Genomic DNA, 25,991 nt, shown 5'->3' on the forward strand with positions numbered 1-25,991 from the left:
TACCTCGATACCATTCTAATTTTCATTCTCCAACAATGTCACATTCAGGCCCAAACTCTGCAATTCCTTTGTAAGGACTTTAAAAGACTCTGGAATTCCAGGTTCCAGCAGATTTTGGCCTTTAACGATCCTCTCATAAATGCGAGTTCGTCCAGCCATATCATCTGACTTTACAGTCAAAAACTCCTGCAAAGCGTAAGCAGCCCCATAAGCCTCCATGGCCCAGACTTCCATCTCCCCAAACCGCTGGCCTCCGAACTGAGCCTTTCCACCCAAAGGCTGCTGAGTAACAAGAGAATAAGGACCAATGGATCTGGCGTGTATTTTATCATCAACAAGATGATGCAGCTTTAACATATACATTGCGCCCACTGTTATCTTTTCATTAAAAGCTTCCCCTGTTCGACCGTCGTACAGCGTCACCTGACCTGAAATGCTAATTCCAGCCTCATCCAAAAGAGACTTTATCTCATTCTCTTTTGCGCCGTCAAAAACAGGAGTAGCCATATGAACACCATCCTTATAATTGGAAGCAAAATCCATTAAATCCCGGTCATCAAAGCTGTCTATCATTTCAGTTTGCTTCTTTAAGGAAAATATACGTTTTAATTTATCTCTAAGATCGGTAAGTCTCTTTTTTTCCAGCAGCCTGTTGAGCTGATCTCCTAAGCCCTTTGCGGCTCTTCCCAAATGGATTTCCAAAATCTGTCCAACATTCATGCGAGAAGGGACACCAAGTGGATTCAACACCATATCTACCGGAGTACCATCTTCAAAATAGGGAAGATCCTCCAAAGGAAGAATTCTGGAAACAACGCCTTTATTTCCATGCCGGCCTGCCATCTTATCTCCCACCGAAAGCTTCCTTTTCATCGCCACATAGACTTTTATCATTTTAATAACGCCAGGCGGAAGGTCGTCACCTTTTTCATACTGTTTTACTTTTTTATCAAAAGCATCATTGCAACTATCACATTGCTCTTTGTAAAGATCCAGAAGATCGTATACAGTTTCAGCTCTTTCATGATCCTGCAATATTATGCCATCGAGAAGCGTTAAGGGCATTCCGGCCAGATTACTTGATTCGATGAGGCTGTCTTTGGCAATAAAAACCGTCGTATTCTGCTGCACAAGCGAGAGGCTTTTCTGCCCAACCAGCAATTCCTCAAGTCGCATTCTGACGACTTCTTCAAGCATTCCAAGCTCATCATCCCTGTCTTTCTCAAGGGTTGCTATCTCTTTGTTCTCAAGCTGGCTGGTACGTTCATCTTTATCAATACCTCTTCTTGAAAAAACTTTAGCATCAATAACTATCCCTTCGACTCCTGGAGGAACTCGAAGGGAAGTATCCTTGACATCACCGGCCTTTTCACCGAATATTGCTCGAAGTAGTTTTTCTTCCGGAGAAAGCTGCGTCTCACCCTTCGGAGTAATTTTTCCGACTAAAATATCTCCCTGAACCACTTCCGCTCCCAGCCTTATAATACCACTGTCATCAAGATTTCTCAGGGCTTCCTCGCCAACATTCGGTATATCACGCGTAATATCTTCCTTCCCTATTTTTGTATCACGCGCCACTACTTCAAACTCTTCAATGTGAACAGATGTATATACCCCATCCCTTACAAGTCTTTCACTAACAAGAATAGAATCTTCAAAGTTATATCCCGCCCAAGGCATAAACGCCGCCATTACATTCTTGCCAAGGGAAAGTTCACCCTTCTCGGTGGCGGATCCATCGGCAATTATTTCTCCGGCCTTTACCCTTTGACCTTTTTTTACTATTGGACGGTGATTAAAACATGTATTCTGATTTGAACGTATAAATTTAGAAAGTTTATATATGGTAACAGGAGCACCCTGAAGTTTGCCATCATGCTGTTCAAAAAAATCATGCTTTATTATTATACGAGAAGCATCAACATATATGACTACACCATCCCGTTTTGCCACCAGTGTAACACCGGAATCTTTAGCCACAACACCTTCAATACCCGTACCGACCAGGGGAGCTGAAGCATTTAACAACGGAACCGCCTGGCGCTGCATGTTTGAACCCATTAATGCTCTGTTGGCATCATCATTTTCCAAAAAAGGAATAAGAGATGCAGAAATACTAACAAGCTGATTAGGAGATATATCCATAAACTCGATATCTTCTTGTTTGACCATCATAAACTCACCGGCAACACGTGAAGTAACAAGCGGATTGATATAGCATCCATGTTCATCAATAGGGGCATTCGCCTGTGCCAGGGGATGATCCTTCTCTTCAAAAGCATCCAGAAACTTTATAGTATTTGAAACTTTACCGTTCTCCACAACTCTGTATGGTGTTTCAATAAAACCGTAATCATTCACACGGGCATAGGTGCTAAGGGATACGATAAGCCCTATATTCGGACCCTCGGGAGTTTCTATGGGACATATTCGACCATAATGTGAAGGATGTACATCCCTAACTTCAAAACCGGCACGTTCACGCGTTAGCCCCCCCGGTCCCAGGGCGCTGAGTCTCCGTTTATGTGTTGTTTCCGAAAGAGGATTGGTTTGATCAAGAAACTGTGAAAGCTGACTGGTTCCGAAAAACTCTCTTACCACAGCCGTAACCGGTTTGGGATTAACAAGGTCATGGGGCATTAATGCATCTACCTCTTGCAGAGTCATCCGCTCTTTAATGGCACGAACCATGCGGACAAGTCCAATACGATACTGATTTTCAAGAAGCTCTCCAACAGCTCTTATTCTTCGGTTACCCAAATGATCAATATCGTCAACGATTCCCTGTGTATCCTTAAGATCAATAAGAGCTTTTGTTGTGCACAGAATATCTTCTTTTCGCAGCACCCTTAAATCAGACAGACTCCCTATTCCGAGACGCTGGTTAATCTTCATGCGGCCTACACCGGAAAGATCATAATAGGTGGATCTGAAAAACAGCTTGTCAACAAAGTCCTGAGCAACCTCCTGTGTAGCTGGATTTCCAGGTCTGAGTCTTCTGTAAATTTCGATAAGCGCTTCCAGTTTTGACTCGGTTTTGTCCAGCAAAAGAGTCTTTTGCATAGAATCACTGCCTATTACTCCATCAATAACAAGCAGTTCAAATTCATTAATTCCTGCCGCCCTCAATCGTTCAAGCAGATCATCATTAACCTGGTCATTGGCACGCACGATGGGGATATCAGTTTCCGGATCAAGCAAGGTAGATGCAAAAACGCTGTCAATAATATCTTCCCTGGAAATCTGAATCATATCTAATTCAGCCGCTTTAATCTGCTTGATAGCTTTCTGGGTAAAGAGACGGCCTTCTTTAACAAAGACCTCACCCGTTGCGGGATCCTCTACGTCATAAGAGGCTCGCCAACCCTTAAGGCTCTTCAACAGGTCATATTGCCCTTTGATAGATTTATAAAAAAATTCGTCACGAACAATAATCTTTTCTTTATGATAGAAATAAGAAAGGATATCTTCGGTAGTATATCCAAATGCTTTGAAAAGAATAGTAATTGGAAATCTGCGTCGTCTGTCTATCCTTATATAAACGACACCTTTAGGGTCTATTTCCATATCGATCCACGAGCCGCGCACGGGAATTATTCTGGCAGAATAGATAACCTTCCCGCTTGAATGTGTTTTTCCCTGATCATGGCTGAAAAAAACTCCTGATGATCGATGAAGCTGACTTACAACAGCCCGCTCAGTTCCATTTATTACAAATGTACCCTTTTCGGTCATAAGTGGAATAGTTCCGAAATATACCTCCTGCTCCTTAATATCACGGATACTGGAAACCCCTGTTTCAATATCCAGATCATATACAACCAGCCTGACAGTAATACTTATCGGTATCTCATATGTCATCCCTCTGCTTATACATTCTTCCACGCTATTCTTTATATCAACAAATCTATACGAAACAAATTCCAGGGAAGATGTTCCGGTGAGATCATTTATGGGAAATACAGATTGAAATACCGCCTGCATACCGATATCTTCACGCTTTTCGGGTGGCACGTTCATTTGCAGAAACCGTTTATAAGATTGCTTCTGCACTCCAATAAGATCAGGTATCTCAATAATCTTAGGAATTTTACCGAAGTTTTTCCTAATCCGTTTATTTGCCAAAGAGCTTTCCGACATGGCATCTCCAAAATCAGTTTGGTGAAAGGTTTTCAGAATCCGGATATTGGTTAAAATGCCCGGATTCTTGATCAAACATTATTTACATGAAACAACTCACAAAAAGAGTTTATATAGTGCCCGAACGAAAATTAGCAGTTTTCGTTCAAAGACTATCTATTTTACCTCGATCTGTGCTCCCGCATCTTCAAGCTGGGACTTGATTTTGTCCGCTTCATCCTTTGCAATACCTTCCTTTACAGGAGCAGGGGCACCGTCCACAAGCGCCTTGGCATCTTTAAGTCCAAGGCCGGTAATTGCTCTTACTTCTTTAATTACCTGAATCTTTTTATCACCAAAGGCAGTCAAAATAACATCAAACTCGGTTTTTTCATCAGCCTTCTCCGCTCCTCCATCTGCAGGGCCTGCCGCCATCATGGCAACCGGGGCTGCAGCTGAGACACCGAATTTCTCTTCCATCTCCTTAACCATCTCAGATAGCTCAAGCACCGACATATTAGCTATAAACTCAATCACATCATCTTTTTTTATATCTGCCATTATCAATTTCCTCCAAATAGTTAAACAGCATAGTAATCAGCATTCTTTTTGCCGACGACTAAGCATTAGCTTCTTTTTGATCTTTAATTGCCTGTAATACATTCAACATCTTTATGGGAACATCGTTCAGCGCTCTGACAAAAGCTGTCGGCACACCGTTAGCAGCCGACAAGAGCATGCCTAACAGAACCTCTCTCGACGGCAAATCAGACAAAGCTTTAATAGCGTTTAAATCAAGCACCTTGCCATTCAAAACGCCATTTTTTATTTCAAGTTCGGTATGCTCTTTAATAAATGCAGCTAAAACTTTGGCCGGCGCAACCGGATCGTTATAACTGTAAGCTATCGCGCTTGGACCGGTAAAAGAATCCTTTATCAACTCAACTTCCGTATTTTCACAAGCTCTTACAAGAAGCGAATTTTTAACTACCCTATATTCTGAATCAACCTCTCTTAACTGCCTTCGTAAGGTATTGAGCTTAGTGACATCAAGTCCTTTATAATCTGTCAAGATTACAACCTGAAATTTTAAAAATTTCTCATGCAGATCTTGAACAATCTGTTTCTTTTCTTCCAATTTCATGGCCTGAATAACACCTCCTTTCATTAATATACTACAATTGGAGGACAACTCTTGATTAATTAAGAAAAGGAATAAGTGATTACAACAAATCTCTATTATTTCAGTTCTATACTATCTATGCGGGCCGGTTTTACCGATTAAACACGATATTTTCAACCAAAAGTGTACCTACGGTCTTTGATAGATCTTATCTTTTCAGATAATTAATTTCACAAGAATAGATGGAAAAACCTTAGGTAGGCGTATGAGTAATACATTGACCGAAGGTTTTGACCGATAACGCAGTGAAATTAATTTGTGTAAATATATAAAAACAAAAAAAATCTTAAAGCGCTCTATTATTGGTAAAATATCCCTTAAATTTTGTGCAATAAGATTTTTTCTATTCTGAATATAATTGGCACTTATATTTTTTAATGGAAAACCACTATTTGAATAAATCCTTTATATTGGCCGTATCTACTTTAATGCCCGGTCCCATAGTTGTTGATATGACAATGCCTTTTATATAGGTCCCCTTGCTTGAAGCCGGTTTAAGGCGAAGTATTGTTTCTATAAAAGCGGCTATATTCTGAACCAGCTTTTCTACACCAAAAGATACTTTGCCTACAGTCGCATGTACAATTCCGGTTTTTTCCACTCTGAAATCAATTTTTCCGGCTTTAAGTTCCTTGACGGCTTTAGCAACATCAAACGTTACGGTCCCTGTTTTTGCATTAGGCATGAGACCTCTTGGCCCTAGAATTCTTCCAATTTTTCCTACAGAACCCATCATATCCGGTGTGGCAACAGCTTTATCAAAACCAAACCACCCGCCTTTAATTTTTTCAGCCATATCATCATTGCCGACAAAATCCGCTCCGGCATCAAGAGCTTCTTTCTCTTTCTCACCTTTAGCAAAAACTAAAACTTTAACATCCCTGCCAATTCCATTTGGTAAAACTACTGTTCCGCGAACCATCTGATCGGCATGTCTGGGATCAACTCCAAGACGGACAGCAATATCAACAGATTCATCAAATTTGGCATAAGACAAATCTATCGAAGACTTTACGCCTTCATCAAAATTATACCTTGCCTCGGCATCTACTTTTTTTATCGATTCCAAGTACTTTTTACCACGCTTAGGCATCTTCTCTCAATCACTCCTTTCCTATAGATTTTCCAATAATTAATTACAATGCTAAAGGAAAAAAACCTGAAGGAATCGTACTTGCAGTACGCTGACCTAAGGTTTTGACCGATAACGCAATGAAATCATTTAGTTGGAAGTCTATCATTTACCGACTTCTATCCCCATACTTCTTGCAGTACCCTTAATGATTCTACATGCTGCACCCAAATCATTGGCATTTAAATCAACCATCTTCATATTGGCAATATCTTCTACCTGTTTTATGGTCACCTTACCGACTCTGTCACGTTTCGGATCAGCAGCGCCTTTAGCTATTTTTGCCGCCTTTTTAAGTAAAACAGAAGCTGGGGGCGTTTTGGTGATAAAAGTAAAGGTTCTGTCTTGATATACAGTTATAACAACAGGTATTATCATACCATCGTTATCTGCAGTTCTAGCATTGAATGCTTTACAGAAATCCATAATATTTACACCATGCTGCCCAAGTGCCGGACCTATTGGAGGGGAAGGGTTGGCTTTACCCGCCGTAACCTGCAGTTTTATCATTGCAATAATTTTTTTAGCCATTTTAATTCTTACTCCTTATCACTTTGTAACCTGTACAAAATCTAACTCTACTGGTGTCGCGCGGCCGAATATACTAACCAAAACCTTTATCTTTCCCTTTTCAGAATTTACTTCTTCAACAATTCCTGTAAAACCATTAAAGGGTCCGTCAATTACACGCACATCATCGCCCGACTCAAAATAGTACTTAGGCTTAGGCTGAAGTTTGCCGACCTCCATCCTATTCAATATATTTTCAGCCTCCACATCTGAAATAGGTGTAGGGGTCTCTCTGCCACCAAGAAATCCACTGATTTTTGGTGTATTATTGACAATATGCCAAGTCTCCTGATCAAGCTCCATTCTAGCAAGTATATATCCGGGATAAAACTTTCTGGATGAAGTCTTCCTTTTGCCTTTGACAAGTTCAACAATCTCTTCAGTAGGGAGAAGAACTTTATCAAATTTTTCAGGGTGAGAAGATGAGGCAATTCGCTCCTTCAAGGCTGTAATAACTTTAGTTTCAAACCCTGAATAAACATGAATAATATACCATTTAAAGGCCATTATTTTTTCTCCTCATTCTACTAAAGAATAAGACGAATAAGACTTGATAAACCGATATCGATTAACCCAAGAAATAAAGATATTATCAAAACCAGTACTATAACCACCACTGACAATCCAACTGTTTGCTTTCTTGTAGGCCAAGTGACCTTTTTAAGTTCAACATTGACTTCCCTTAGAAACTGCAAACCTTTATTCAATTTTACAGCAAGCTTACCTTCCGAAGGAACTTTTTTAGTCAAAGATCTATTGATAGATATATTCCGCTCTTTTCTTAAAATTGCTGCAGGGTTATTTGTAGCCTCTGATAATCCAGGCGTAGATCCCTTTTTTTTCTTTTTTGTTTTTACATGTGATGTTTTCTTTTTCTGCAACCGTCCCATTATAATTCTAACCTCAATGTCATTAACTTAAGAAAAATCCACATATATGACAAAACGCTGAAAGGCTATAAGGCCAGGTAACTTGAAAGCTTTCTATCATTTATATACACTTTGGCCTACTTTAACTCTATAGAATCTATAGAGTTAAGGCGTTAAAAAAATTGGCAGGCCAGGAGGGATTCGAACCCCCAACACCCGGATTTGGAGTCCGGTGCTCTGCCGTTAGAGCTACTGGCCTGCAAATGCTTCCAAATGATCTATAGATTGTCACATAAATAATTTCACTGCGTTATCGGTCGTTGGAGTATTACAATACGCCTTCCTCCTCTGGCCTTGTGAAATTTATTATCTGACAATCTATATTTCCGGAAGTGACTATTTAGAAACTGAACTAAAACTGCTAATTCTCCCAATTTCTGCGTCAGGCTCAAGTTTTAACCCTCAAAATACTTAATGTATTCAGAAGGTTAAAACTGATTTAAAATTTTATCGTCTTCCGTGACCCTGGAATAAATTTCTTTTTTTCGTTCTGCCACTATTTCATCTCTTTATGACTAGTATGTTTCCTGCAAAATTTGCAATATTTATTAAATTGCAGCTTATCAGGTGTAGTGCGCTTATTCTTAGTGGTAGTATAGTTTCTCTGTTTGCACTCAGTACATGCAAGAGTAGTAATAATTCTCACCAGCGGATCCTCTATATAATATTTTTTTCTATTCGATCACTTCGCTTACAACACCTGCGCCAACGGTACGACCGCCTTCTCTGATGGCAAACCTTAACTCCGCCTCCATCGCTATGGGTGTTATCAACTCAGCCGTTATCGTCACATTATCACCAGGCATGACCATCTCCACTCCCTCGGGTAATGTCAATATCCCGGTAACATCCGTTGTCCTGAAATAAAACTGCGGACGATATCCGCTGAAAAACGGCGTGTGCCTGCCACCTTCCTCTTTGCTCAATATATAAACTTCCGCTTTAAACTTCGTATGCGGCGTAATAGATCCAGGTACAGCTACTACCTGACCGCGCTCTACTTCTTCACGCTTTGTGCCTCTTATCAAGACACCTATGTTGTCTCCGGCCTGACCCTGATCAAGAAGCTTCCTGAACATCTCCACACCAGTGCAGACTGTCTTCAAAGTGTCCCGTATACCTATGATCTCTACATCATCACCTACTTTGATTATTCCACGCTCTACCCTGCCGGTTACTACCGTACCGCGACCGGATATACTGAAGACGTCCTCTACGGGCATCAAAAACGGCTTGTCTATGTCTCGCTTAGGCTCCGCTATAAATGTGTCTATAGCATCCATTAACTCAAATATACATTTAGCTTCTTCACCGTCAGGATCGTCGCTCTCTAGAGCCTTTAATGCGCTGCCGCGTATTATCGGAGTATCATCTCCAGGAAAGTCATACTTGTCCAGTAACTCCCGCAACTCAAGCTCCACCAACTCTACAAGCTCTTCATCATCAACCATATCACACTTGTTCAGAAATACCACTATGCTGGGGACACCCACCTGACGGGCTAACAATATATGCTCCCGGGTCTGAGGCATGGGACCGTCATCAGCCCCGACCACCAGTATAGCCCCGTCCATTTGAGCGGCTCCGGTTATCATATTCTTTATATAATCAGCATGACCAGGACAATCAACATGGGCATAATGACGGTTCGACGTCTCATACTCAACATGTGCAGTAGCTATCGTTATCCCGCGCTCCTTCTCTTCAGGCGCCTTGTCTATCTGATCAAACGGAACAAAATCAGCCAGACCTTTTAGGCCATTATGTTTTGTTATTGCTGCAGTCAATGTCGTCTTGCCATGATCTATATGCCCTATTGTACCAACATTGACGTGCGGCTTGGTCCTCTCATACTTTTCCTTTGCCATCTCTAATACCCTCCATTAAAGTTCTTTAATTTGTGCCCGCCCTCAAATGGCTATTTCCTGGCTGACGCTAAATTCATTTTCCATCAAAATAAGTTTTGTTTAATACTTAAAATAAATAAATAAAGAACCTTGAAATAATAAAAATCGTACGACTAATCAAAATGGAGCCCACGACCGGAATCGAACCGGTGAACCTCTTCCTTACCAAGGAAGCGCTCTACCGACTGAGCTACGTGGGCGAAACATAGAACTTATACTATAACTTAAGCTTACTGGTAATCTGTCTGAGAAACTAACAGGCTGAAATAAACAAATGGAGCGGGAGACGAGATTCGAACTCGCGACCTCCAGCTTGGAAGGCTAGAGCTCTACCAGCTGAGCTACTCCCGCTTATATAAAAAAACTTATCAAATGTTTATATTTCATCCAGTTAAAGCAGAACGAGAAGGCAACTAACAATTACATTCTATCATAAAGTATAGTAAGATTAATGAAGAAAGCCACGTAGTTATAAACGATCATAATAAAATAATAAATCTCCTACAGAAGACTCGCTTAGTGGTGGTGGGGGGAGGATTTGAACCTCCGAAGGCGTCGCCGACAGATTTACAGTCTGTTCCCTTTGACCACTCGGGAACCCCACCAATAATATTTTGAAACCTTTCCAAGCAACCCAATTCAATGTCAGGTTTAAATCTTTTTCCTTTTAAACTTGACTAAGGTTGAGCCTTTTTCAAATACCTCATTTTGATATATGGAGCCAGAGACAGGAGTCGAACCCGCGACATCCTCATTACAAGTGAGGCGCTCTACCAACTGAGCTACTCTGGCGCAAACGCCATAAGCATATCTATTGACTGAACGAAAACCATACACCTCAATTAAAATTAGATAGTATAATGCCTCTTTTTTATTTTATCAAGTAAAAAATACAAAAAAATAGATTTTTTAGGTTGATCATTGCTTCAACCGCTGAAACAAAAACGGCACAATAAACAAAGAAAATCTAAAAAGTTCGACACAAATAAACCTCTACTTGATACAGCAAAATTAGCCTATTTCAATTAATTGATTTTCATCAAAATACCTAATCAAGCTATGTATATAAAATATACTGACGCAACTAAAGAAGCAAGCGAAAAATTTCAATGTAAACGAGACGATGCAGTCTTTAATATCGTTGATTTTAATTTCCCTATTAAATTAATATCTCAACTTTCGGGGTTAATATTTCTTAAAGACAACGAATTTAACAGATTGAAATAATTAAAAATATTGATAAAATTTACTATCTATGATATGTGTTTTATCCAAAAACAAACAAATCAAAGATAGGAGACTTGTCAAAATGAATAATACCCTGATATAGCAACAAGATCAAACCATAAACACTGATAAACTCGGAATTTTTGGTGAGTACTTTTCCAGGTTAAAAGTTGGAAGCATGCTCAACAAATCAGGTATAAGCAAAACCAAAGGCGCATCTCCTCTGGAATTGTTCTTCATTGTCTTCAACCTGGCATTTATTGGTAAAAACTTCTTTGAAGGTGTAGTGCGGAATAAAAAAATAGCTGTCGGCAAAGATGCTGTGTATAATTTTTTGAACTCATCCACATACAACTGGCGACGTTTCACACTTCTTCTTAGTAGCCGGATTTATTTTCTCATTAAAAATCTTTTGAATGATTCTTACGAAGAAGTTCTCATTTTTGATGATTCGACATACGACAGAAGCCGTTCCAAAAAAGTTGAGCTTCTTTCTCGTGTATTTGATCATTCAACCAGCAAATATTTAAAAGGATTCAGGTTGCTGACTCTTGGCTGGTCTGACGGGAACAGTTTCCTTGGAATTGATTTTGCCCTGTTGTCATCAGCAAAAGAAAAAAATTGCTACAATGAAATTAATCCCGGTATTGATAAACGAACATGTGGCTATCAACGCCGCAAAGAAGCGATAACAAAATCTACAAAGTTATTGGAACCAATGGTCAAAAGTGCCATTAAGATTGGTGTCCAGGCGAAGTACCTTGCAATGGATAGTTGGTTTTCAATGCCTTCGGTTATCTCAACCCTTCGCAATCATATCCATATTATCTGCATGCTTAAGGACCACCCCAACTGGCTCTATGAGTACAATGGGAAGAAACTCCGGTTGAAAGACCTCTATGGCAAGCTAAAGAAAAAAAGTAACCGTTCACGGTTATAGGTTCACAGTCAACGGTTGAAAAATATAGCAGGTTTCGGTTGATTCGCTTCGCTTAATCCACCCTACAAACTTACGTTGCTCTTGAACCGTAGGGTGGATTAAGGAGCGTAAGCGACGAATCCACCAAAGTAGCTGTCCCGCCTTACGTTGATGGCCTGAGATTCAATTTATAAACAGGAAATTATGCCGCTTGTAACCGTGAACGGTTACGAAAAAAAGAGGAAAGGCCAAAATCAAAGCCAGTGTTTTTGTCACATTGTCTGACGGGAACAAAGCAAGAATCATTTTTGTCCCCTGTGACAAAAAACGAGGTTGGCTCGCTCTTTTATCAACAGATATTTCCATAGCTGATGAAGAAATAATAAGGCTATACGGCAAACGCTGTGACATTGAAGTATTTTTTAAAATGTGCAAGCAATATCTGAAACTGGTCAAAGAAATTCAAATCCGGAACTATGATGGTTTAATCGGACACACTTCCCTGGTAATGGCCAGATACAATATATTGAGCCTGTTCCAAAGAGAAAGCGTTGCCCAGCGGTCTTTTGGAGATTTATTCAGAGCCTGCAATGAAGAATTGTCCAGCATAACTTTCATTGATGCCCTGAAGAGGATAATGCAACTGGCCATGGCTGCACTACGCAATGCTCATAATTTATCTGAGAGGGTTATAAACTCCATTCTCGACCTGATAATGGGGGAAGCTATTGCATATTTCGGCCTTAATAATAGCCCAATGCCCCAATTGGAGGGGGAATGGAGGTGAATTTGCTCCTCCGAAAGTTGAGTATCGATATGATGGGTTTTGCCTGTCCACCTTTTTTCCACTACCGTTTCAACAGCTTGCAGGCCATCAAGTTCTTCAACCCATTGGTAAAGGGTTTTATGAGAATCGGGTTTGCAAACAAGAATGAAATCAAGCCCGTTCTGCAAAATCAATTTGCATAGCGATTGCTTACAACCTAAGTTGAGCGATTTCCAACATCAATGAGAGATAATTTTTCCATAAAAGTCTTAATTATCAAAAAGTTATCAATTTATTAAGTTCATTTTTTTATTCACCCAACGGGTGATGTAATTTTTTTCCCATATAGTGCAATTATTTTTAAATTACTTCCTGGCAACTCACTGAAAATTAAGCTAAATTTTATATTTTAGGCTTGCACTTTTTTTCTTTTGTGATATATTGTTGTATCAAATACTGGAGAATGAATTTAATTCATAATTGAAGAGAAATTAACATGAAAAAAGCCCGCAGTTCACAAAGAATAAACAAAATTGATACGACGACTGACACTATTACTGGCAGGGGAGGCTTGGTATTGTTTAGCCGCTATCTTGAGATGACTGGTATTTTGGACATTCTGAATACGAAATTTGGATTTATGCGTAAAAGCTCTAAAGGACTCTCCGTTTGGATTTTGTTCAAGCAAATTTTTTGTTTCTTTTTTGATGGAACATCTCGCCATTTGACATACTTTGATCAATTAAAAAATGACAAAGGTTATGCAGGTGCAATAGAAACAACAACTTCACAGATGGCATCATCTCACATGATTAAGCGATTTTTTCAAACTTTTGGTTGGTGGTTTGCCAATCACTTCCGCTGGGTGCTTCGTACGATGTTTATTTGGCGCTTAAACATCATAAAGCCCGATGAAATAGTACTATATATTGATTCGATGGTGATGGACAATGATGACGCCAAAAAACGACAAGGTGTTCAGCCCACCTACAAAAAAAAGAAAGGGTTTCATCCCCTACAGATCATCTGGAACGGCAAAATTGTTGATGCCATCTTCAGGGGCGGAAGCAAAAATGGCAACTTTGGCGATACCGTTGTCAACATGATAATTGGCCTGGTGAATCTTATTCGTAGCGACTACAGTAAAACTGTAACGATAATCCTGCGTTGCGATAGTGGCTTTTTTGACAAAAAAAATTTTGCAGCCTTTGATGAACTCAATATTGGATTTATTGCCAGTGGGAAAATGTATGCTGGGGTCAAACAACAGGCCAGCAATGCGGCAAATTCCGATTGGGACTCATATAATATCAAAGAGCAGACGTGGTCATTTTTAGAGTTCGGTTTTCGGTGCGACAAATGGAAACGTTTTTATCGGACATTTTACACTCGCTGTCTTTATGAAGGTAAACAAATACTGCTTGATTTTGCCCGCCCGGACAATGTCATTCTTACCAATATCGGTATTAATGATAAAGTGCTGAAAAATTGCACCGAAGAGAGACGGCAGTACTGGCTCATCCCCGAGGCGATTATCAACAGCTATCATCAGTGTGGCGCAGATGAACTTGCTCATCGAGGATTCAAAGATTTTGATTTCGAGCAATTACCCTTTAAAAAATTTGGTCCAAATTCCGCATTTTACTACTGCATGCTGATTTCTTTTTTCCTGTTTGAAACCTTCAAAGAAGACGTGACAGCAGAAGTAATACCTATAAGAAGTTATGCCACATCTGTACGCCGCAAGATAGTCGATATAGGAGCTAAAATTGTAAAAAAAAGTCATATGATCACTTTAAAGCTATCTCAATCTGTTATGCAAGCCATTAAGTTTGATAAACTATGGGCCAATTGCCAGAATCCATCTCCCATCCTGATTTAAAATTCATTTCTCCATTTCCAATATACAATAATAATTGAACAACCTATGGTGAGCTATACTCAAAATTTAGCATGAATGCCGCTAAATTCAAAAAAAAGTGCCTGATTGTTGCAATTTTCGAATTTTTTCAAGTCTTGCTGAAATAATACGCCATCCGTTTACCGAAAAAAATATTTTGGCTTAAAAACGATGCTCAAGTGGAGTGTTTTACATTATAGAATACGATTCGATCTTAAAACCGCTCAATTTAGGTGTTTGTGTTTCTGCCATAAGCAGACTCGTTGCATGGCTGGACTCTCCTATGCAACGCCGGGATTTCGCTTATGCTGGATATCCTGTTACCGTTCTTTTACCCAAGGAAACATCCGGATCTCCCAAGTTCCCGAGCTACCCCTCTGAGAACATGCCCTGGTCTAAGACCCCGGTGGTGTCCTGAATACTTGCCTTAGCATATTCAGGACTGCTGCCTTCCGCTGCATCCAAAGCGTCGGCTTTCTCCGCCAAAGGCGAATTATCCAATGACCACAACTATACATTTTTCGGGGCTCAATACAGAGCCTGCAATCTTGCTCTATCCAGCTTCAGACTCCCGTTACCGGTTTTGCCTGTGGACTTCGCTACTGACCTGCTGGTTAGTCTTTAGTCAGATGGGACTATCTTAACATCAATGCCAGAGCAAGCCCTGCAGAGATGAAGGAAACAGACTGTTTCCCGAGCACCCACTTGGTAACAATATCGAGTTTCAAAGACCTTGTGTCTTATCCCAACGATTCGGATTTATCTTGGCACGAGTATGCTCTTGTTCGACAAAAATTTTTACATTTTAGTATGTTACGGGGTTATTTTCCATAGTTCTGCTATTTTACCAATAGCGACGAAACTATCTCCTTCATGAAACACATCATCTGCTTTCGGTATGTAATGATAATTTTTGTCTCCGTGCCTACGCATTGCTATGACTTGAATACCAAAAGTGCTCGTAAGGTTTAGTTCTTTAAGGGTTTTTCCAACCCATTGTTTGACTGAAAACTCTTTCACTGCCACAGTTTTGTCAAATGTTAGATATTCAATAAATCCCGGCATCGCTATACGGCTTGCTATTTGTTTTGCCGCCATATACTCAGGAATAACTACTTCGTCAGCCCCTATTTTGTGTAGTAATTTTTCATGATCTTTATGAATTGCTTTCACCCAGACTCTCGGTACACCCAACTCCTTCAAGTACATAGTAATCATTATGCTTGCAGCAATAGAATCACCAACGCTGATTAAGACGTGCTGCAAATCATGAATACGAATTTGTCTCAGTGCCTCCCTGTTCATGGCATCAGCTTGGTAGACCTGTGTGAGAATGTTCTGGGCAGATTTCACTTTATCCAGATCATTGTCCACACCTAAGACTTCATCTCCAAGAGAAATTAAGTATTGGCCAAACTTCAAACCAAATTTACCTAAACCTATGATACCGATTTGTAATTTCATATATGCACCCAACATTAACCGATAGATAGTTTTTCTTCCGGCCTTGAGTATACAAGTTTTGTTCTAAATGATTGCAACGATCCTAAAAGGACAAGAGGACCGAGGCGGCCTACAAACATCAAAAAAATGACAATAATTTTGCCAATTGGTGACAGGTTGGCTGTCAGTCCAGCGCTCAACCCAACTGTACCGAATGCCGAGACTGCTTCAAATAAAATTTCAAGAAAGTACCCTCTATCCTGTGCATGGGGTATATCTCCGCCTTCGGTGAAATCCAGGGCGATGACACATCCGAAAATGATTACCAACGAGAAAAACAAAAGTGTTAATGATTTGTTTATTGATTCTTTATCGACAGCATAGTTTCCAATAACAACCTGTTCTCTTCCTTTGATCTGGTTCCAAATAAATCCTGAAAGGGCACGAAATGTGGTAACCTTGATCCCCCCAGCACAGGAACCTGGTGCTCCACCAACAAACATTAAAAAAATCATGAAAACGAGGGAGGCATTTGTCATGCTGGATATATCCAGACTATTAAAGCCAGCTGTTCTGCATGTTACAGACTGAAAGAGAGACGTTAGTGCCGCTTCATGAAATGGTAAATATTTTTTATAGCTTATAAATTCCGCGAAATAGAGATACAGCCAGCCGATCCCAACGAGAAAAAAAGAAGTCTTAATAACTATTTCAAAATGCCAACTACTTTTTATCCCACGGCCCTTTCTTTTCAAAAGTGACCATAGAATGGATTTTCCCTCAACGATTACGGCAAAGCCGACTCCCCCTAAAATAATAAGGGCCATAAACGTCAGGTTGACAGGCCAATCACCTTTGAAGCGAGTCAGGCTGTCTGAGTATAACGAAAAGCCCGCATTGCAGAAAGCGGAAATTGAATGAAATAGGGCGGAAAATGGTGAAAAATTGTACGGTTCCAAGACAATAAGTATAAGCGCCCCAATAACCTCAATGCTTAAAGTTACAGCTATTAGTTGAACAAGAAATTTCCCTAAATGAAATTTTGAGTCATAAAGGAGATTTTGTCCGACTGTAATACGATCCGTGAGGGATACCTTTTTTTTCACCAAGTAAAAGGCAAAGCTGGAAAACGTCATTATGCCAAGTCCGCCAAGCTGGATGAGAAACAGAAGGATTGTCTGGCCAGTTTGAGTAAATATGTTGCCCGTGTCGACAACGGTCAACCCCGTTACGCAGATAGCTGATGTCGCCGTAAAAAACGCGTCAATCCATGAAATTTCAGTTGATTGATTGCTAAACGATCCATGCAGAAGAATAGTTCCGGCGATTATTGCCGCTATAAAAAAAATAATGGGCAATGATATTGGGGCGAAGAGTTTATTAATATTTTTATTCATAGGATGTAAATCGAACGATGAACTCACCGGCCGCCAACATGCGGAAAAAAGCCTTCCGCAAACGACAACATTTATGCGGAAGAGAGCGTTTAAAAAAAAACGCCGCGGTTGGCGGTCGGGTATAGTGTTTTGTTGTAAACCCCTCCCTGGTCGCGACAACCTGCTTTTTGTAAAGCAACCGGATTTGAGGAAGCGTAATTAAACGCTTGCAAATAATGCAAAGTTGACGAACACACCGCTGTTTGCCGGCGCTTGCAGCATAACCAGTTAAAACAATAAGCAACGCCTTTAGAAATAGTTACAGAAAGCGAGACGAAATGCAACCGGATGCTGGAATAATGACAATAAAAAAACGATTGCCAAAGCGAAAACTGCTGTTTTCAGCATTCTGCAACAATGTTTGTTGATGCGATATGTTGATTTTACCAAAAAAGCCACAAAAAGCAAGGCGGGATGTCGCCGGGTGCTGAAACAGTGAAACCTGTAAAATGCTTGCCGAGTCTGACGTCCAAAAAAGCAACAAAAAACGCCGGCAAAAGCGATAACCGGCAAATGCCGGCAACGGCTGTTATCAAAACAGACAGTGAAAAATAAAACTCAAAATTAAGCCTGCGAGAAGGTTTACAACGAATAGCGTTTTATCAATCGTCCCGGTGTAGGCAAAGACTGTCAAGTTGCAAAACTCTAAAATCCGAAAACAATATTTTCGTTGTTTAACATAAAGGGATGATTGATAAAATGTTATTGAACTGAGCCGATGGATTTTTGCTTACACGTTGATTCTCTATGGGGATTATATAACGGACTGGATATAATTTGTAAACTTGAAAAGGTGTTTTATGTTATTCGAGCGTTTTGTCATGTAAAACATTAACCTGGTTTTGATTAAATTTGGGTAGTCCCTACAAAACAATGCAGGTGATTAAAAAGTGTCTCTGAAAACATGAATAAAAAAGATTTTTACTCAGTAGTGTCCGGTTAGGTTTTTGCATAACCTGTTAAAAATGGTGAAAAAAAATGACCAAACCTGAATTTTTTACTTGACAAGCAAAGAAAAATTTTTGTGACAATTTGTAATATTATCAATTATTGCAAGGAGTTACAAGATGCCGTACAGTTTCAAACCGTCTCTGAAAAAATTTTATTCACCATCATTTTTTAAATTATCTCATCCGTTTATAAAAACTGCTTCTGAGGCTCCACCTCTGACTTCCAAAGGAGATAGGCCATTAAAAATGACTTTCGAAGATCAACTCAATGCACTAATTTTTTTTCATCTTGAAGAACATGTATCAGCTCGCCATCTCATCCAAATGCTCAAAGAGGATGATTTCGCTCGTGAAAACATTGCTCCTGAAAATGGAATCAGCAGAAGCAGTTTTTCTGAAGCCATTAATAATAGAGGGCTCGAGCAATTAAAATATGTATTTGAAAAACTTAGTATTGAAGCTTCTAATGTACTGCCTGATCAGCATGCTGACCTCGGCAATCTTGTTGCATTTGATGGTTCATTCATTGATGCCGTACTCTCAATGACCTGGGCTGACTATCGAAAAGGGGCAAACAAAGCTAAGGTACATCTTGGCTTTAATTTAAATCAGGGCATTCCAGCTAAAATTTTTCTTACCGCCGGCAAAGGAGCTGAAAGACCGTTTGTCAATCAATTGCTATCTCCCGGGCAAACTGGTGTAGGTGATCGAGGTTACCAAAAACATGCCCTTTTTGATTTGCTGCAGGCTGAAGGCAAAAGCTTTGTAATTCGGATAAAGGCCGGTACAACCAAAACGCTTATCAAAGAACATGAGGTTAACCCTGACAGTATTGTTTTTTATGATGCCGATGTTCTGTTAGGTACTGTGGAAAACAATAATCAAACTGAAAAATCTGTCCGCCTTGTAGGTTATCGTGTAAATGGTGTTGATTACTGGGTAGCAACGGATTGTAGGGACTTGACCGCAGAGCAAATCGCTCAGATTTATAAACTCAGATGGAACATCGAAATTTTTTTTGCATGGTGGAAACGCCATCTTCGAGTGTACCACCTCATTGCAAGGAGTGAATACGGGCTAATGGTCCAAATCCTTAGAGGACTCATTACTTACCTGCTTCTTGCAATTTATTGCCATAAAAATCATGGCGAACCTGTTAGTATCAAAAGGGTTAGGCAGTTAAGGATACAAATTCAAAATGAGCTTCGTGATTCCGGTAGCTCTACAGAGTCATTTTTTTTCAAAGAACAAAAACATTGCCAGCTACACGCAAAAACCTAACCGGACATTACTGAAAAAAATTAGAAAAATGTTCATTTTTTACTTGACAAACTAAATAAAAAATTTTTGTTGTTTTGTTATAAAATATAATTATAACAAGGAGTTAAGGCAAAAATGGGCATATTCAATATCCCAAAAAAGAATTTTAATCCCCAATCTCATGCTCGATTTCTCAAACCTTTGCAAAAGATTTTTCCTGACACGCCACAGCTTAAATCCCGAGGTCACAAGCCATTGAAAATGACTTTTGAAGATCAGCTTCACGCACTGATATTTTTCCATCTACAAGAACATGAATCAGCTCGTGATCTTATTCAACACCTTAAAGAGGACGATTTTGCCAAAAAATGTGTCGCTCCAGATGGAGGAATCAGTCGTAGCAGTTTTTCCGAAATTATCAATTCTCGAGGACTTGAACAGCTTGAGTATGTTTTTCAAGCTCTTTGCAGCCAGGCACAAAATGCTTTACCATCAAATTATTCAGATCTCGGTGAACTCGTTTCCATTGATGGATCTTTAATTGATGCAGTTCTGTCCATGTACTGGGCTGATTACAGAAAAGGCGCTAAAAAAGCAAAAGGCCATTTCGGCTTTGATGTCAATCGCAAGATTCCTATAAAAATTCATCTGACAAATGGAAATGGCGCTGAACGCCCCTTTGTCAGGTCTATCCTTACAAAAGGCCAAACAGGAATCATGGATCGGGGGTATCAATCACATAAGGATTTTGATCTTCTTCAGGATGAAAAAAAACATTTTGTTTGCCGCATCAAAGCGAAAACAACAAGAACTATTATCAAAGAGCAGCCTGTTGATCCCGACAGCTATATTTTTTATGATGCTGTGGTTCTTCTTGGCACTCCTGGGGTAAACCAGACCAGAAAGCCGGTTCGACTGGTTGGTTATAAAATTGCCGGTGTCAAATATTTTGTGGCAACTGATCGTTATGATCTTACAGCCGAGCAGGTTGCAACCGTTTATAAGCTTAGATGGGATATCGAAACTTTTTTCAAATGGTGGAAGAAACATTTAAAAGTGTACCACTTGATTGCTCACAGTAGATATGGCCTGATGGTTCAAATCCTTGCGGGGTTAATAACCTACCTGCTTATGGCCATATACTGCCATGAACAGTTTAATGAACCTGTATCAATAAAGAGGATTCGTCAGCTTAGAAATACCATCCAGAACGAATTACGTACTGACGAAAAAAACGTATGGTCTAATAATCTGATTATCAAAGAGCAAATGCTATATGCAAAAACTTAACCGGACACTACTGTTTTAGTCTATAACAATCTTAATTTTTAGTAAAAATCTTTTTTATTCATGTTTTCAGAGGCACTTTTTAATCACCTGCATTGTTTTGTAGGGACTACCGAACAACGCATATATTAATAAACGCAATTTGTGGCCATTTCATGTCACTTTCTTGACTTGCGCCCGCATCCGTTTAAGGCCATGGGCATACCGGGACATGGTTTCAGATAGTACACCTCTGGGTATCATTATCTCTATTAACTGAAAACGTCCCAGCGTGGCGGCAGCCCGTGAGAGCGCATCATATAATTCTCTGCGTGTTTTTACACGAATCCCGTCACCGCCGAGGCCCTCCGCCATATGAGCAAAGTGCCAGTCATCCAGATCATTAAATCCTGATTCGGGCTGGAAAGTCCGCAACATTTCCCAACTGCAGTTATTAAATAACAAAACAACAGGATCCCATCCATAACGTCTGCAGTTGCCAAGCTCCCAGCCGGTCATGCGGAAAGCGCCGTCTCCAACCAGAATTAAAGGTCGTCTGCCGGTGGCTGCCTGCAGGCCCAACCCGGCCGGAACGCCAAAACCCATAGTTGCGTAATAGCCCGGAGCCACCAGATCTGTATTCTCTATATCAAAAGCAGTAAACATACAATCCCCCACATCTGTAGCCATCGGCATGCGCCCTGCCCGGCCCATGAGGTCATTCACCGCCTTGGCAATATCGGTGGGAGTAACAGGCTGCTCATCTGCCTCAAGGCCGCATGGATATACCGGCTTTGGGGTAGACTCTGTGTCGTGACGACCTTTGATTCGTTCCAGCAAAGCATCGACTAAAGAATTTAAAGGAATATGGGGGTAGATATGATACCCGATGATTACTTTACCATCAAAAGTCTGGATACTCTTACGCAAATTTATCTGTTTTTCGGATACGCCCAGATTAGTATCCGAGAGAATGAAACCAAGCAACATCAATGTATCGGAATCTTCAACCAGGCGGGTGATTTCGGGCTTACCCGCTATGCCGAGGTATGTGCCCAGCAGCGGAGCGTCTACGTCGGCCAGTAAACCGCGCCCCATAAAACCTGTGACAACCGGCAGGCCGAGTTTACGGGCCATGACGGCCACCTTCTCTTCCAGGTTGTAACGGCGGATTTCCACCCCTACCATTAATACCGGTGATTTTGCTTTATCCAAACGTTCCAGGATTTCATCCACACAAGCTTCCAAAGCTTCAGGATCATGAGGAGCGGGAAGCATTGGAGAGACTGCCTGGCATGGCTCAAAAACCATATCCCGCGGCAACTCTATATATACCGGACGAGAATGGATCCGGCAATTGCAAAGCACCCTGGCAATATCCCCGGGAGCACGCAGGGGATCGTCAAGTTTGACCTGATCACATGTCACCTCTTTATAGATCTGGAACTGGGAATCGAGAGTTTTAGCCTGATGGTGCAGTAATAGGCCGATATGGCTTTCGCCCGCTCCCGGACCTCCTGAAATTACAACCACAGGCGATTTTTCCGCATAGGCGGATGCTACCGGGTTGACCATATTCAAAGCTCCGGCCCCGTAAGTAACACATGCTGCTGAAGGAGCACATTTATACCGCGCGGCAGCATCGGCCGCAAATCCTACTCCCGGTTCATGGCTCATTGTATATAGAGGAAGGATTTTTGATTCTTCGATAACTTTAAAAAAAGAAAGGACAAAATCCCCGGGAATACCAAATATTTCTTCAACGCCGTGATCTTTCAAAGCATACAGCAATGCTTCTGCGATATTCATTATTACCTCCCCCCAATGCTCATTCAGTGCTCATTCAGCACTCGTTCAGACGGCCATCAGGCAAAGCGCTCCTCCCCTACCCGCCGATTGCCTGCATTTGTCCGGCAATCCCCGCAGCGCCGTCAGCAGTCAGATGATGTTCAAATGATTTAAAAAAAACCGTTTTTAAAAAAATATCTGCGATCTCCTGATCCGATGCCCCTGATCGCAAAGGAGTTTTAAGATCCACCTGGCGATCCGATAACAGGCACGGTCTTAAATGTCCGCTGGCGGTTAATCTCAGCCTGTTACAAGTGCTGCAGAAATGATTGCTGATGGGGCTTATAAAACCAATTTCTCCTGCAGCACCTTTATACTTATAACGCATCACGGGACCGTCATTAATTCCGTTTTCAACAGGAATCATTTCTCCTATCCCACCAAGACGGGCTTTTATTTCAGGATAAAGGAGTCGTTTTTTCACATCAATTATATCTGTTCCGATGGGCATGTATTCTATAAAACGGATATGAAAAGGATTATCAAGGGTTAACCTTGCAAAAGCCGTTAATTCATCATCATTAATTCCGGGAAGGACCACCACGTTTAATTTGACCGGATTGAATCCCTTTTTCAGCGCCAGGTTAATCCCTTCCCGGACCAGGTTAAAGTGATCGCGACCGGTAATTTCTTTAAATTTTTCTTTGTGCAAGGTATCAATGCTGATATTAATTCTTTTGATACCGGCATCTTTTATCCTGTTTATGTTCTTTTTCAGCATAACACCGTTGGTTGTTAAAGAAACGTCGGAAAGGCCGTCCAGGCCCATCAATTTAGATAAAAACCCGTAGACCCCTTTTCTTGCAAGAGGTTCTCCTCCGGTAATTCGGACTTTGGATATGCCAAGGCGGATACCTGTTTTTATAATCCGGAGTATCTCTTCATACCTTAAAATTTCCTTATGAGGCAACTTTGCGCCGCCTCCGTAGGGGGCACAATATATGCATTTAAGGTTGCAATAATCCGTAATAGAGACCCGTAGGTAATTAATTATCCGTTTATAGCGATCAATCAACATATCTTAAATTTTTCCCGATACTGCTGAATCTCTATCATGGGCGGCCTTTCAAGCCCTTCAAAACTATAGATACCAGCTTTATAATCATCTTTAACAAGGTTGTACTGAATCATTTCATTGAATATTTTCTGTTTAATATCGAGAAGCCCAAGCTTTTTGAGTCGATGAAAAAAAGTTTTAAGAATAACAAACGACATCCTTCCCAGGGCTTTTGTATCCTGATTTCTGTGAACCCGTTTTTCAAGATCCACCTGTGCAATAACATCAAGCCCCCACTTCTCATAAATATCGAGAATCATGCTTGTTTCGACTCCGTATCCTATGGGAAACGGTATTTTATCAAGTAATTCCCTGTAACCGGCATATTCTCCTGACAAGGGCTGTATAATCTGCGTCAATTCCGGAAAAAAAAGGGAAAAAAGAGGCCGCACCACAAGTTCCGTGACCCTGCCACCGCCGGTTGCCCGCGTGGTATTTCGCTCGGTGGTGATCGGCCTGTCATAAAATGCTTTGGAATATTTAATATCTTCATTAAGTATAAGCGGACCTAAAAGAGCGTAAACGAATCTATGGTGAATATTTTTAATATCAGCATCAATGTAGACAATAATATCGCCCTTTGTAACGTATAAAGCCTTCCAAAGGTTCTCTCCCTTGCCCTTGTACTTTTCCAGGTCGGGCAAAATGTCATCGGCATTATATACGTCCGCCCCGTATGACGAAGCTATATCAACAGTTTTATCTTCAGAGCCGGAATCTATGACTACTATTTCATCAAGCAGCGGATACCTCATCATAAGTTCCGACTTCATGATAATTATCTCTTTTGCGATTGTATTTTCTTCATTAAGAGTCGGTAGGCATAAAGATATTGTTAAATTTCTTTTCTCTTTCTCTTTGACCAGGGCATTCAGATCCCTGAACTCGGAAAAATGAAAGGTTTTGTCTTTCAGCCAGTTACTATTCATCACAAACACCACTATCGATAGCCATAATTACACCTATAATCTGGGCAATCCCTTTAAACATAGGTTCAATTAGCATACTGCTTTTTTCAAGGTGATAGTTTTTTCCTTTTGTAATACCAAGAGTAACCGCAGGTATGTTGCGTGCCAGAAAGATGGATAACTCCGACACACTAGGTTCACTTACCGGCTTTATTCCAAGTTTTTCCATTACTGCGACTGTATTTTTTACAAGGGGATGATTATACTTTAATCTGGAGGCCGACAGGTTGCTTATAGCTTTAAGTTTAAGGCCAACACCGTATTCATGGCTGACACCGTTTATAATATCCGATATTTCGTTCATCATGGACTTGACCATTGCATCGGATGTGCTCTGTATCTCAAAGCCTAATTTACCATCATAGGCTATCAAGCCGTGCTTGATACCGCCGGAGATCTTGCCGAAGATCACCCTGGATCTGGGCCTTTGTGGCAAACGCATTTTTAAAATTTGATTCATAACCTCGTTTATGACCAGAATGGCATTCGGTTTAAAACGATAATCCCAGCTTGTATTTGAAGAGATATTACAATCCAGATTACATCTTATCATTCCATCAGAATAATAATTGAGTCTCCCGAGCTCGCATCCTTCAACACATACGGCCCCCCTGATCGGTGACGGCCATGCTTTTAACAGATGCCTGATTCCGCGCAGATTACCCTTCCCTATTGACTGTACAACACCTGCCAGGACAATATCCGATTCAAAGCAAAGGTGTAATTTGCGAAAAATTTCGGGCAATGATGCGAGGACTCCCACGCTGACTGAATTATCAAGAATACCGGCACCGGTTATGTACTTTTCCTTGATATTATAATTATGCTCAACCTGCTTTCCGAAAAAAGTATCCAGATGCGCAACAATAAAAATAGGGGGCTTGGCAGGGTCTGTTCCCCTGATAATGCCGATGGGATTCCGGTAATCGTCAGTGGTACATTCATCCACATGGAAATCTGCGAGCCTCTCCATAAAAAATTTTGCGCGATCCTGCTCCTTGAAAGTCGGAGCCGGGATCTGGCCGATCAATACTATATTGGTAATTATTGTTTCCCTGATTGATCTTATTTCATCAACAAACGAAGGGAGTTTTCCAAGGTAATTATCCAT

19 protein-coding genes, 5 tRNA genes and 2 pseudogenes are annotated in these 25,991 nt (G+C 40.6%); 6 read left to right on the top strand and 20 right to left on the bottom strand.

The features are described 5' to 3' along the window. Positions 1 to 15: 15 nt before the first annotated feature. The 14 genes from rpoB to BuS5_RS11255 form a co-directional block, all read right to left on the bottom strand. Positions 16 to 4,140 carry a DNA-directed RNA polymerase subunit beta gene (rpoB, locus tag BuS5_RS11190; protein WP_027354684.1) on the bottom strand — a complete coding sequence of 1,375 codons (4,125 nt, stop codon included), beginning with the start codon at positions 4,138 to 4,140 and terminating at the stop codon, positions 16 to 18. 156 nt (positions 4,141 to 4,296) lie between these two features. Continuing rightward, positions 4,297 to 4,680 carry a 50S ribosomal protein L7/L12 gene (gene rplL / locus BuS5_RS11195; protein ID WP_027354685.1) on the bottom strand — a complete coding sequence of 128 codons (384 nt, stop codon included), beginning with the start codon at positions 4,678 to 4,680 and terminating at the stop codon, positions 4,297 to 4,299. Between the two features lie 58 nt (positions 4,681 to 4,738). Next, positions 4,739 to 5,263, bottom strand: coding sequence for a 50S ribosomal protein L10 (gene rplJ / locus BuS5_RS11200; protein WP_027354686.1), 525 nt, complete (start codon positions 5,261 to 5,263; stop codon positions 4,739 to 4,741). A gap of 427 nt (positions 5,264 to 5,690) precedes the next feature. Further along, positions 5,691 to 6,395, bottom strand: a complete 705-nt coding sequence (rplA, locus tag BuS5_RS11205) for a 50S ribosomal protein L1 (protein ID WP_027354687.1) — start codon at positions 6,393 to 6,395, stop codon at positions 5,691 to 5,693. A 144-nt stretch (positions 6,396 to 6,539) separates the two neighbouring features. Continuing rightward, positions 6,540 to 6,965 carry a 50S ribosomal protein L11 gene (rplK, locus tag BuS5_RS11210; RefSeq protein ID WP_027354688.1) on the bottom strand — a complete coding sequence of 142 codons (426 nt, stop codon included), beginning with the start codon at positions 6,963 to 6,965 and terminating at the stop codon, positions 6,540 to 6,542. Positions 6,966 to 6,983: 18 nt separating this feature from the next. Then, positions 6,984 to 7,511: a transcription termination/antitermination protein NusG gene (nusG, locus tag BuS5_RS11215; RefSeq protein ID WP_027354689.1), complete on the bottom strand. Its 528-nt coding sequence runs from the start codon at positions 7,509 to 7,511 to the stop codon at positions 6,984 to 6,986. 20 nt (positions 7,512 to 7,531) lie between these two features. Then, the gene (gene secE / locus BuS5_RS11220) at positions 7,532 to 7,894 is read right to left on the bottom strand and encodes a preprotein translocase subunit SecE (protein ID WP_084446209.1); all 363 of its coding nucleotides are present in this window, start codon (positions 7,892 to 7,894) and stop codon (positions 7,532 to 7,534) included. A gap of 162 nt (positions 7,895 to 8,056) precedes the next feature. Next, positions 8,057 to 8,132: transfer RNA gene (locus tag BuS5_RS11225), tRNA-Trp, on the bottom strand. Positions 8,133 to 8,429: 297 nt separating this feature from the next. Further along, positions 8,430 to 8,579, bottom strand: coding sequence for a 50S ribosomal protein L33 (gene rpmG / locus BuS5_RS11230; protein WP_084446211.1), 150 nt, complete (start codon positions 8,577 to 8,579; stop codon positions 8,430 to 8,432). Positions 8,580 to 8,607: 28 nt separating this feature from the next. Next, a complete protein-coding gene (tuf, locus tag BuS5_RS11235) occupies positions 8,608 to 9,801 on the bottom strand; it encodes an elongation factor Tu (RefSeq protein ID WP_027354284.1) in 1,194 nt (397 codons plus the stop codon). A gap of 162 nt (positions 9,802 to 9,963) precedes the next feature. Continuing rightward, positions 9,964 to 10,040 (bottom strand) — tRNA-Thr (locus tag BuS5_RS11240). Positions 10,041 to 10,115: 75 nt separating this feature from the next. Continuing rightward, positions 10,116 to 10,191 (bottom strand) — tRNA-Gly (locus tag BuS5_RS11245). Between the two features lie 169 nt (positions 10,192 to 10,360). Then, a tRNA-Tyr gene (locus tag BuS5_RS11250) sits at positions 10,361 to 10,445 on the bottom strand. Between the two features lie 111 nt (positions 10,446 to 10,556). After that, positions 10,557 to 10,632, bottom strand: a tRNA-Thr gene (locus tag BuS5_RS11255). Between the two features lie 553 nt (positions 10,633 to 11,185). Here BuS5_RS11255 and BuS5_RS11260 point away from each other — a divergent pair. From BuS5_RS11260 to BuS5_RS11270, 3 genes and pseudogenes are all read left to right on the top strand, one after another. Beyond that, positions 11,186 to 11,989 (top strand): annotated as a pseudogene (locus BuS5_RS11260) (IS4 family transposase); the annotation flags it as partial. 238 nt (positions 11,990 to 12,227) lie between these two features. Beyond that, positions 12,228 to 12,773: pseudogene (locus BuS5_RS11265) on the top strand (IS4 family transposase); the annotation flags it as partial. 475 nt (positions 12,774 to 13,248) lie between these two features. Next, positions 13,249 to 14,634: an IS1380 family transposase gene (locus tag BuS5_RS11270; protein WP_274427665.1), complete on the top strand. Its 1,386-nt coding sequence runs from the start codon at positions 13,249 to 13,251 to the stop codon at positions 14,632 to 14,634. Between the two features lie 831 nt (positions 14,635 to 15,465). Here the strand turns inward: BuS5_RS11270 and BuS5_RS11275 are convergent. Beyond that, positions 15,466 to 16,116, bottom strand: coding sequence for a potassium channel family protein (locus BuS5_RS11275; RefSeq protein ID WP_035266597.1), 651 nt, complete (start codon positions 16,114 to 16,116; stop codon positions 15,466 to 15,468). 14 nt (positions 16,117 to 16,130) lie between these two features. Further along, a complete protein-coding gene (locus BuS5_RS11280; RefSeq protein WP_027355055.1) occupies positions 16,131 to 17,492 on the bottom strand; it encodes a TrkH family potassium uptake protein in 1,362 nt (453 codons plus the stop codon). Positions 17,493 to 17,945: 453 nt separating this feature from the next. Between BuS5_RS11280 and BuS5_RS11285 the strand changes: the two genes are divergently transcribed. The 3 genes from BuS5_RS11285 (at position 17,946) to BuS5_RS11295 (ending at position 21,031) form a co-directional block, all read left to right on the top strand. Further along, on the top strand, positions 17,946 to 18,086 hold the full coding sequence (locus BuS5_RS11285) for a hypothetical protein (protein WP_157487491.1): 141 nt from the start codon (positions 17,946 to 17,948) through the stop codon (positions 18,084 to 18,086). 512 nt (positions 18,087 to 18,598) lie between these two features. Further along, positions 18,599 to 19,762, top strand: coding sequence for an IS4 family transposase (locus tag BuS5_RS11290; RefSeq protein ID WP_443112697.1), 1,164 nt, complete (start codon positions 18,599 to 18,601; stop codon positions 19,760 to 19,762). Positions 19,763 to 19,876: 114 nt separating this feature from the next. Further along, positions 19,877 to 21,031, top strand: coding sequence for an IS4 family transposase (locus BuS5_RS11295; protein WP_274427667.1), 1,155 nt, complete (start codon positions 19,877 to 19,879; stop codon positions 21,029 to 21,031). A gap of 150 nt (positions 21,032 to 21,181) precedes the next feature. Here the strand turns inward: BuS5_RS11295 and ipdC are convergent, their stop codons facing one another. The 4 genes from ipdC to BuS5_RS11315 form a co-directional block, all read right to left on the bottom strand. After that, the gene (ipdC, locus tag BuS5_RS11300) at positions 21,182 to 22,816 is read right to left on the bottom strand and encodes an indolepyruvate/phenylpyruvate decarboxylase (RefSeq protein WP_027354743.1); all 1,635 of its coding nucleotides are present in this window, start codon (positions 22,814 to 22,816) and stop codon (positions 21,182 to 21,184) included. A 76-nt stretch (positions 22,817 to 22,892) separates the two neighbouring features. Then, entirely contained in the window at positions 22,893 to 23,873 is a 981-nt protein-coding gene (gene moaA, locus BuS5_RS11305; protein ID WP_035266122.1) for a GTP 3',8-cyclase MoaA, read from the bottom strand. Then, complete coding sequence (locus BuS5_RS11310; protein ID WP_027354745.1) at positions 23,867 to 24,841, bottom strand: glucosyl-3-phosphoglycerate synthase; 975 nt, start codon at positions 24,839 to 24,841, stop codon at positions 23,867 to 23,869. The genes moaA and BuS5_RS11310 overlap by 7 nt, the downstream gene beginning before the upstream one ends. Next, entirely contained in the window at positions 24,834 to 25,991 is a 1,158-nt protein-coding gene (locus BuS5_RS11315; protein ID WP_027354746.1) for a hypothetical protein, read from the bottom strand. Before BuS5_RS11315 ends, BuS5_RS11310 begins: the two co-directional genes overlap by 8 nt.

Source organism: Desulfosarcina sp. BuS5 (assembly GCF_028752835.1).
Lineage (GTDB): Bacteria > Desulfobacterota > Desulfobacteria > Desulfobacterales > BuS5 > BuS5.

Excerpts from the sequence above, each read along its gene's own strand:
- rplJ (WP_027354686.1), bottom strand. The coding sequence starts at position 5,263 with ATGAAATTGGAAGAAAAGAAACAGATTGTTCAAGATCTGCATGAGAAA.
- nusG (WP_027354689.1), bottom strand. The coding sequence starts at position 7,511 with ATGGCCTTTAAATGGTATATTATTCATGTTTATTCAGGGTTTGAAACT.
- ipdC (WP_027354743.1), bottom strand. The coding sequence starts at position 22,816 with ATGAATATCGCAGAAGCATTGCTGTATGCTTTGAAAGATCACGGCGTT.
- secE (WP_084446209.1), bottom strand. The coding sequence starts at position 7,894 with ATGGGACGGTTGCAGAAAAAGAAAACATCACATGTAAAAACAAAAAAG.
- rpoB (WP_027354684.1), bottom strand. The coding sequence starts at position 4,140 with ATGTCGGAAAGCTCTTTGGCAAATAAACGGATTAGGAAAAACTTCGGT.
- BuS5_RS11270 (WP_274427665.1), top strand. The coding sequence starts at position 13,249 with ATGAAAAAAGCCCGCAGTTCACAAAGAATAAACAAAATTGATACGACG.
- BuS5_RS11290 (WP_443112697.1), top strand. The coding sequence starts at position 18,599 with ATGCCGTACAGTTTCAAACCGTCTCTGAAAAAATTTTATTCACCATCA.
- BuS5_RS11275 (WP_035266597.1), bottom strand. The coding sequence starts at position 16,116 with ATGAAATTACAAATCGGTATCATAGGTTTAGGTAAATTTGGTTTGAAG.
- rplL (WP_027354685.1), bottom strand. The coding sequence starts at position 4,680 with ATGGCAGATATAAAAAAAGATGATGTGATTGAGTTTATAGCTAATATG.
- BuS5_RS11280 (WP_027355055.1), bottom strand. The coding sequence starts at position 17,492 with ATGAATAAAAATATTAATAAACTCTTCGCCCCAATATCATTGCCCATT.
- BuS5_RS11285 (WP_157487491.1), top strand. The coding sequence starts at position 17,946 with ATGTCGCCGGGTGCTGAAACAGTGAAACCTGTAAAATGCTTGCCGAGT.
- BuS5_RS11295 (WP_274427667.1), top strand. The coding sequence starts at position 19,877 with ATGGGCATATTCAATATCCCAAAAAAGAATTTTAATCCCCAATCTCAT.
- rplA (WP_027354687.1), bottom strand. The coding sequence starts at position 6,395 with ATGCCTAAGCGTGGTAAAAAGTACTTGGAATCGATAAAAAAAGTAGAT.
- BuS5_RS11315 (WP_027354746.1), bottom strand. The coding sequence starts at position 25,991 with ATGGATAATTACCTTGGAAAACTCCCTTCGTTTGTTGATGAAATAAGA.
- moaA (WP_035266122.1), bottom strand. The coding sequence starts at position 23,873 with ATGTTGATTGATCGCTATAAACGGATAATTAATTACCTACGGGTCTCT.
- tuf (WP_027354284.1), bottom strand. The coding sequence starts at position 9,801 with ATGGCAAAGGAAAAGTATGAGAGGACCAAGCCGCACGTCAATGTTGGT.
- BuS5_RS11310 (WP_027354745.1), bottom strand. The coding sequence starts at position 24,841 with ATGAATAGTAACTGGCTGAAAGACAAAACCTTTCATTTTTCCGAGTTC.
- rplK (WP_027354688.1), bottom strand. The coding sequence starts at position 6,965 with ATGGCTAAAAAAATTATTGCAATGATAAAACTGCAGGTTACGGCGGGT.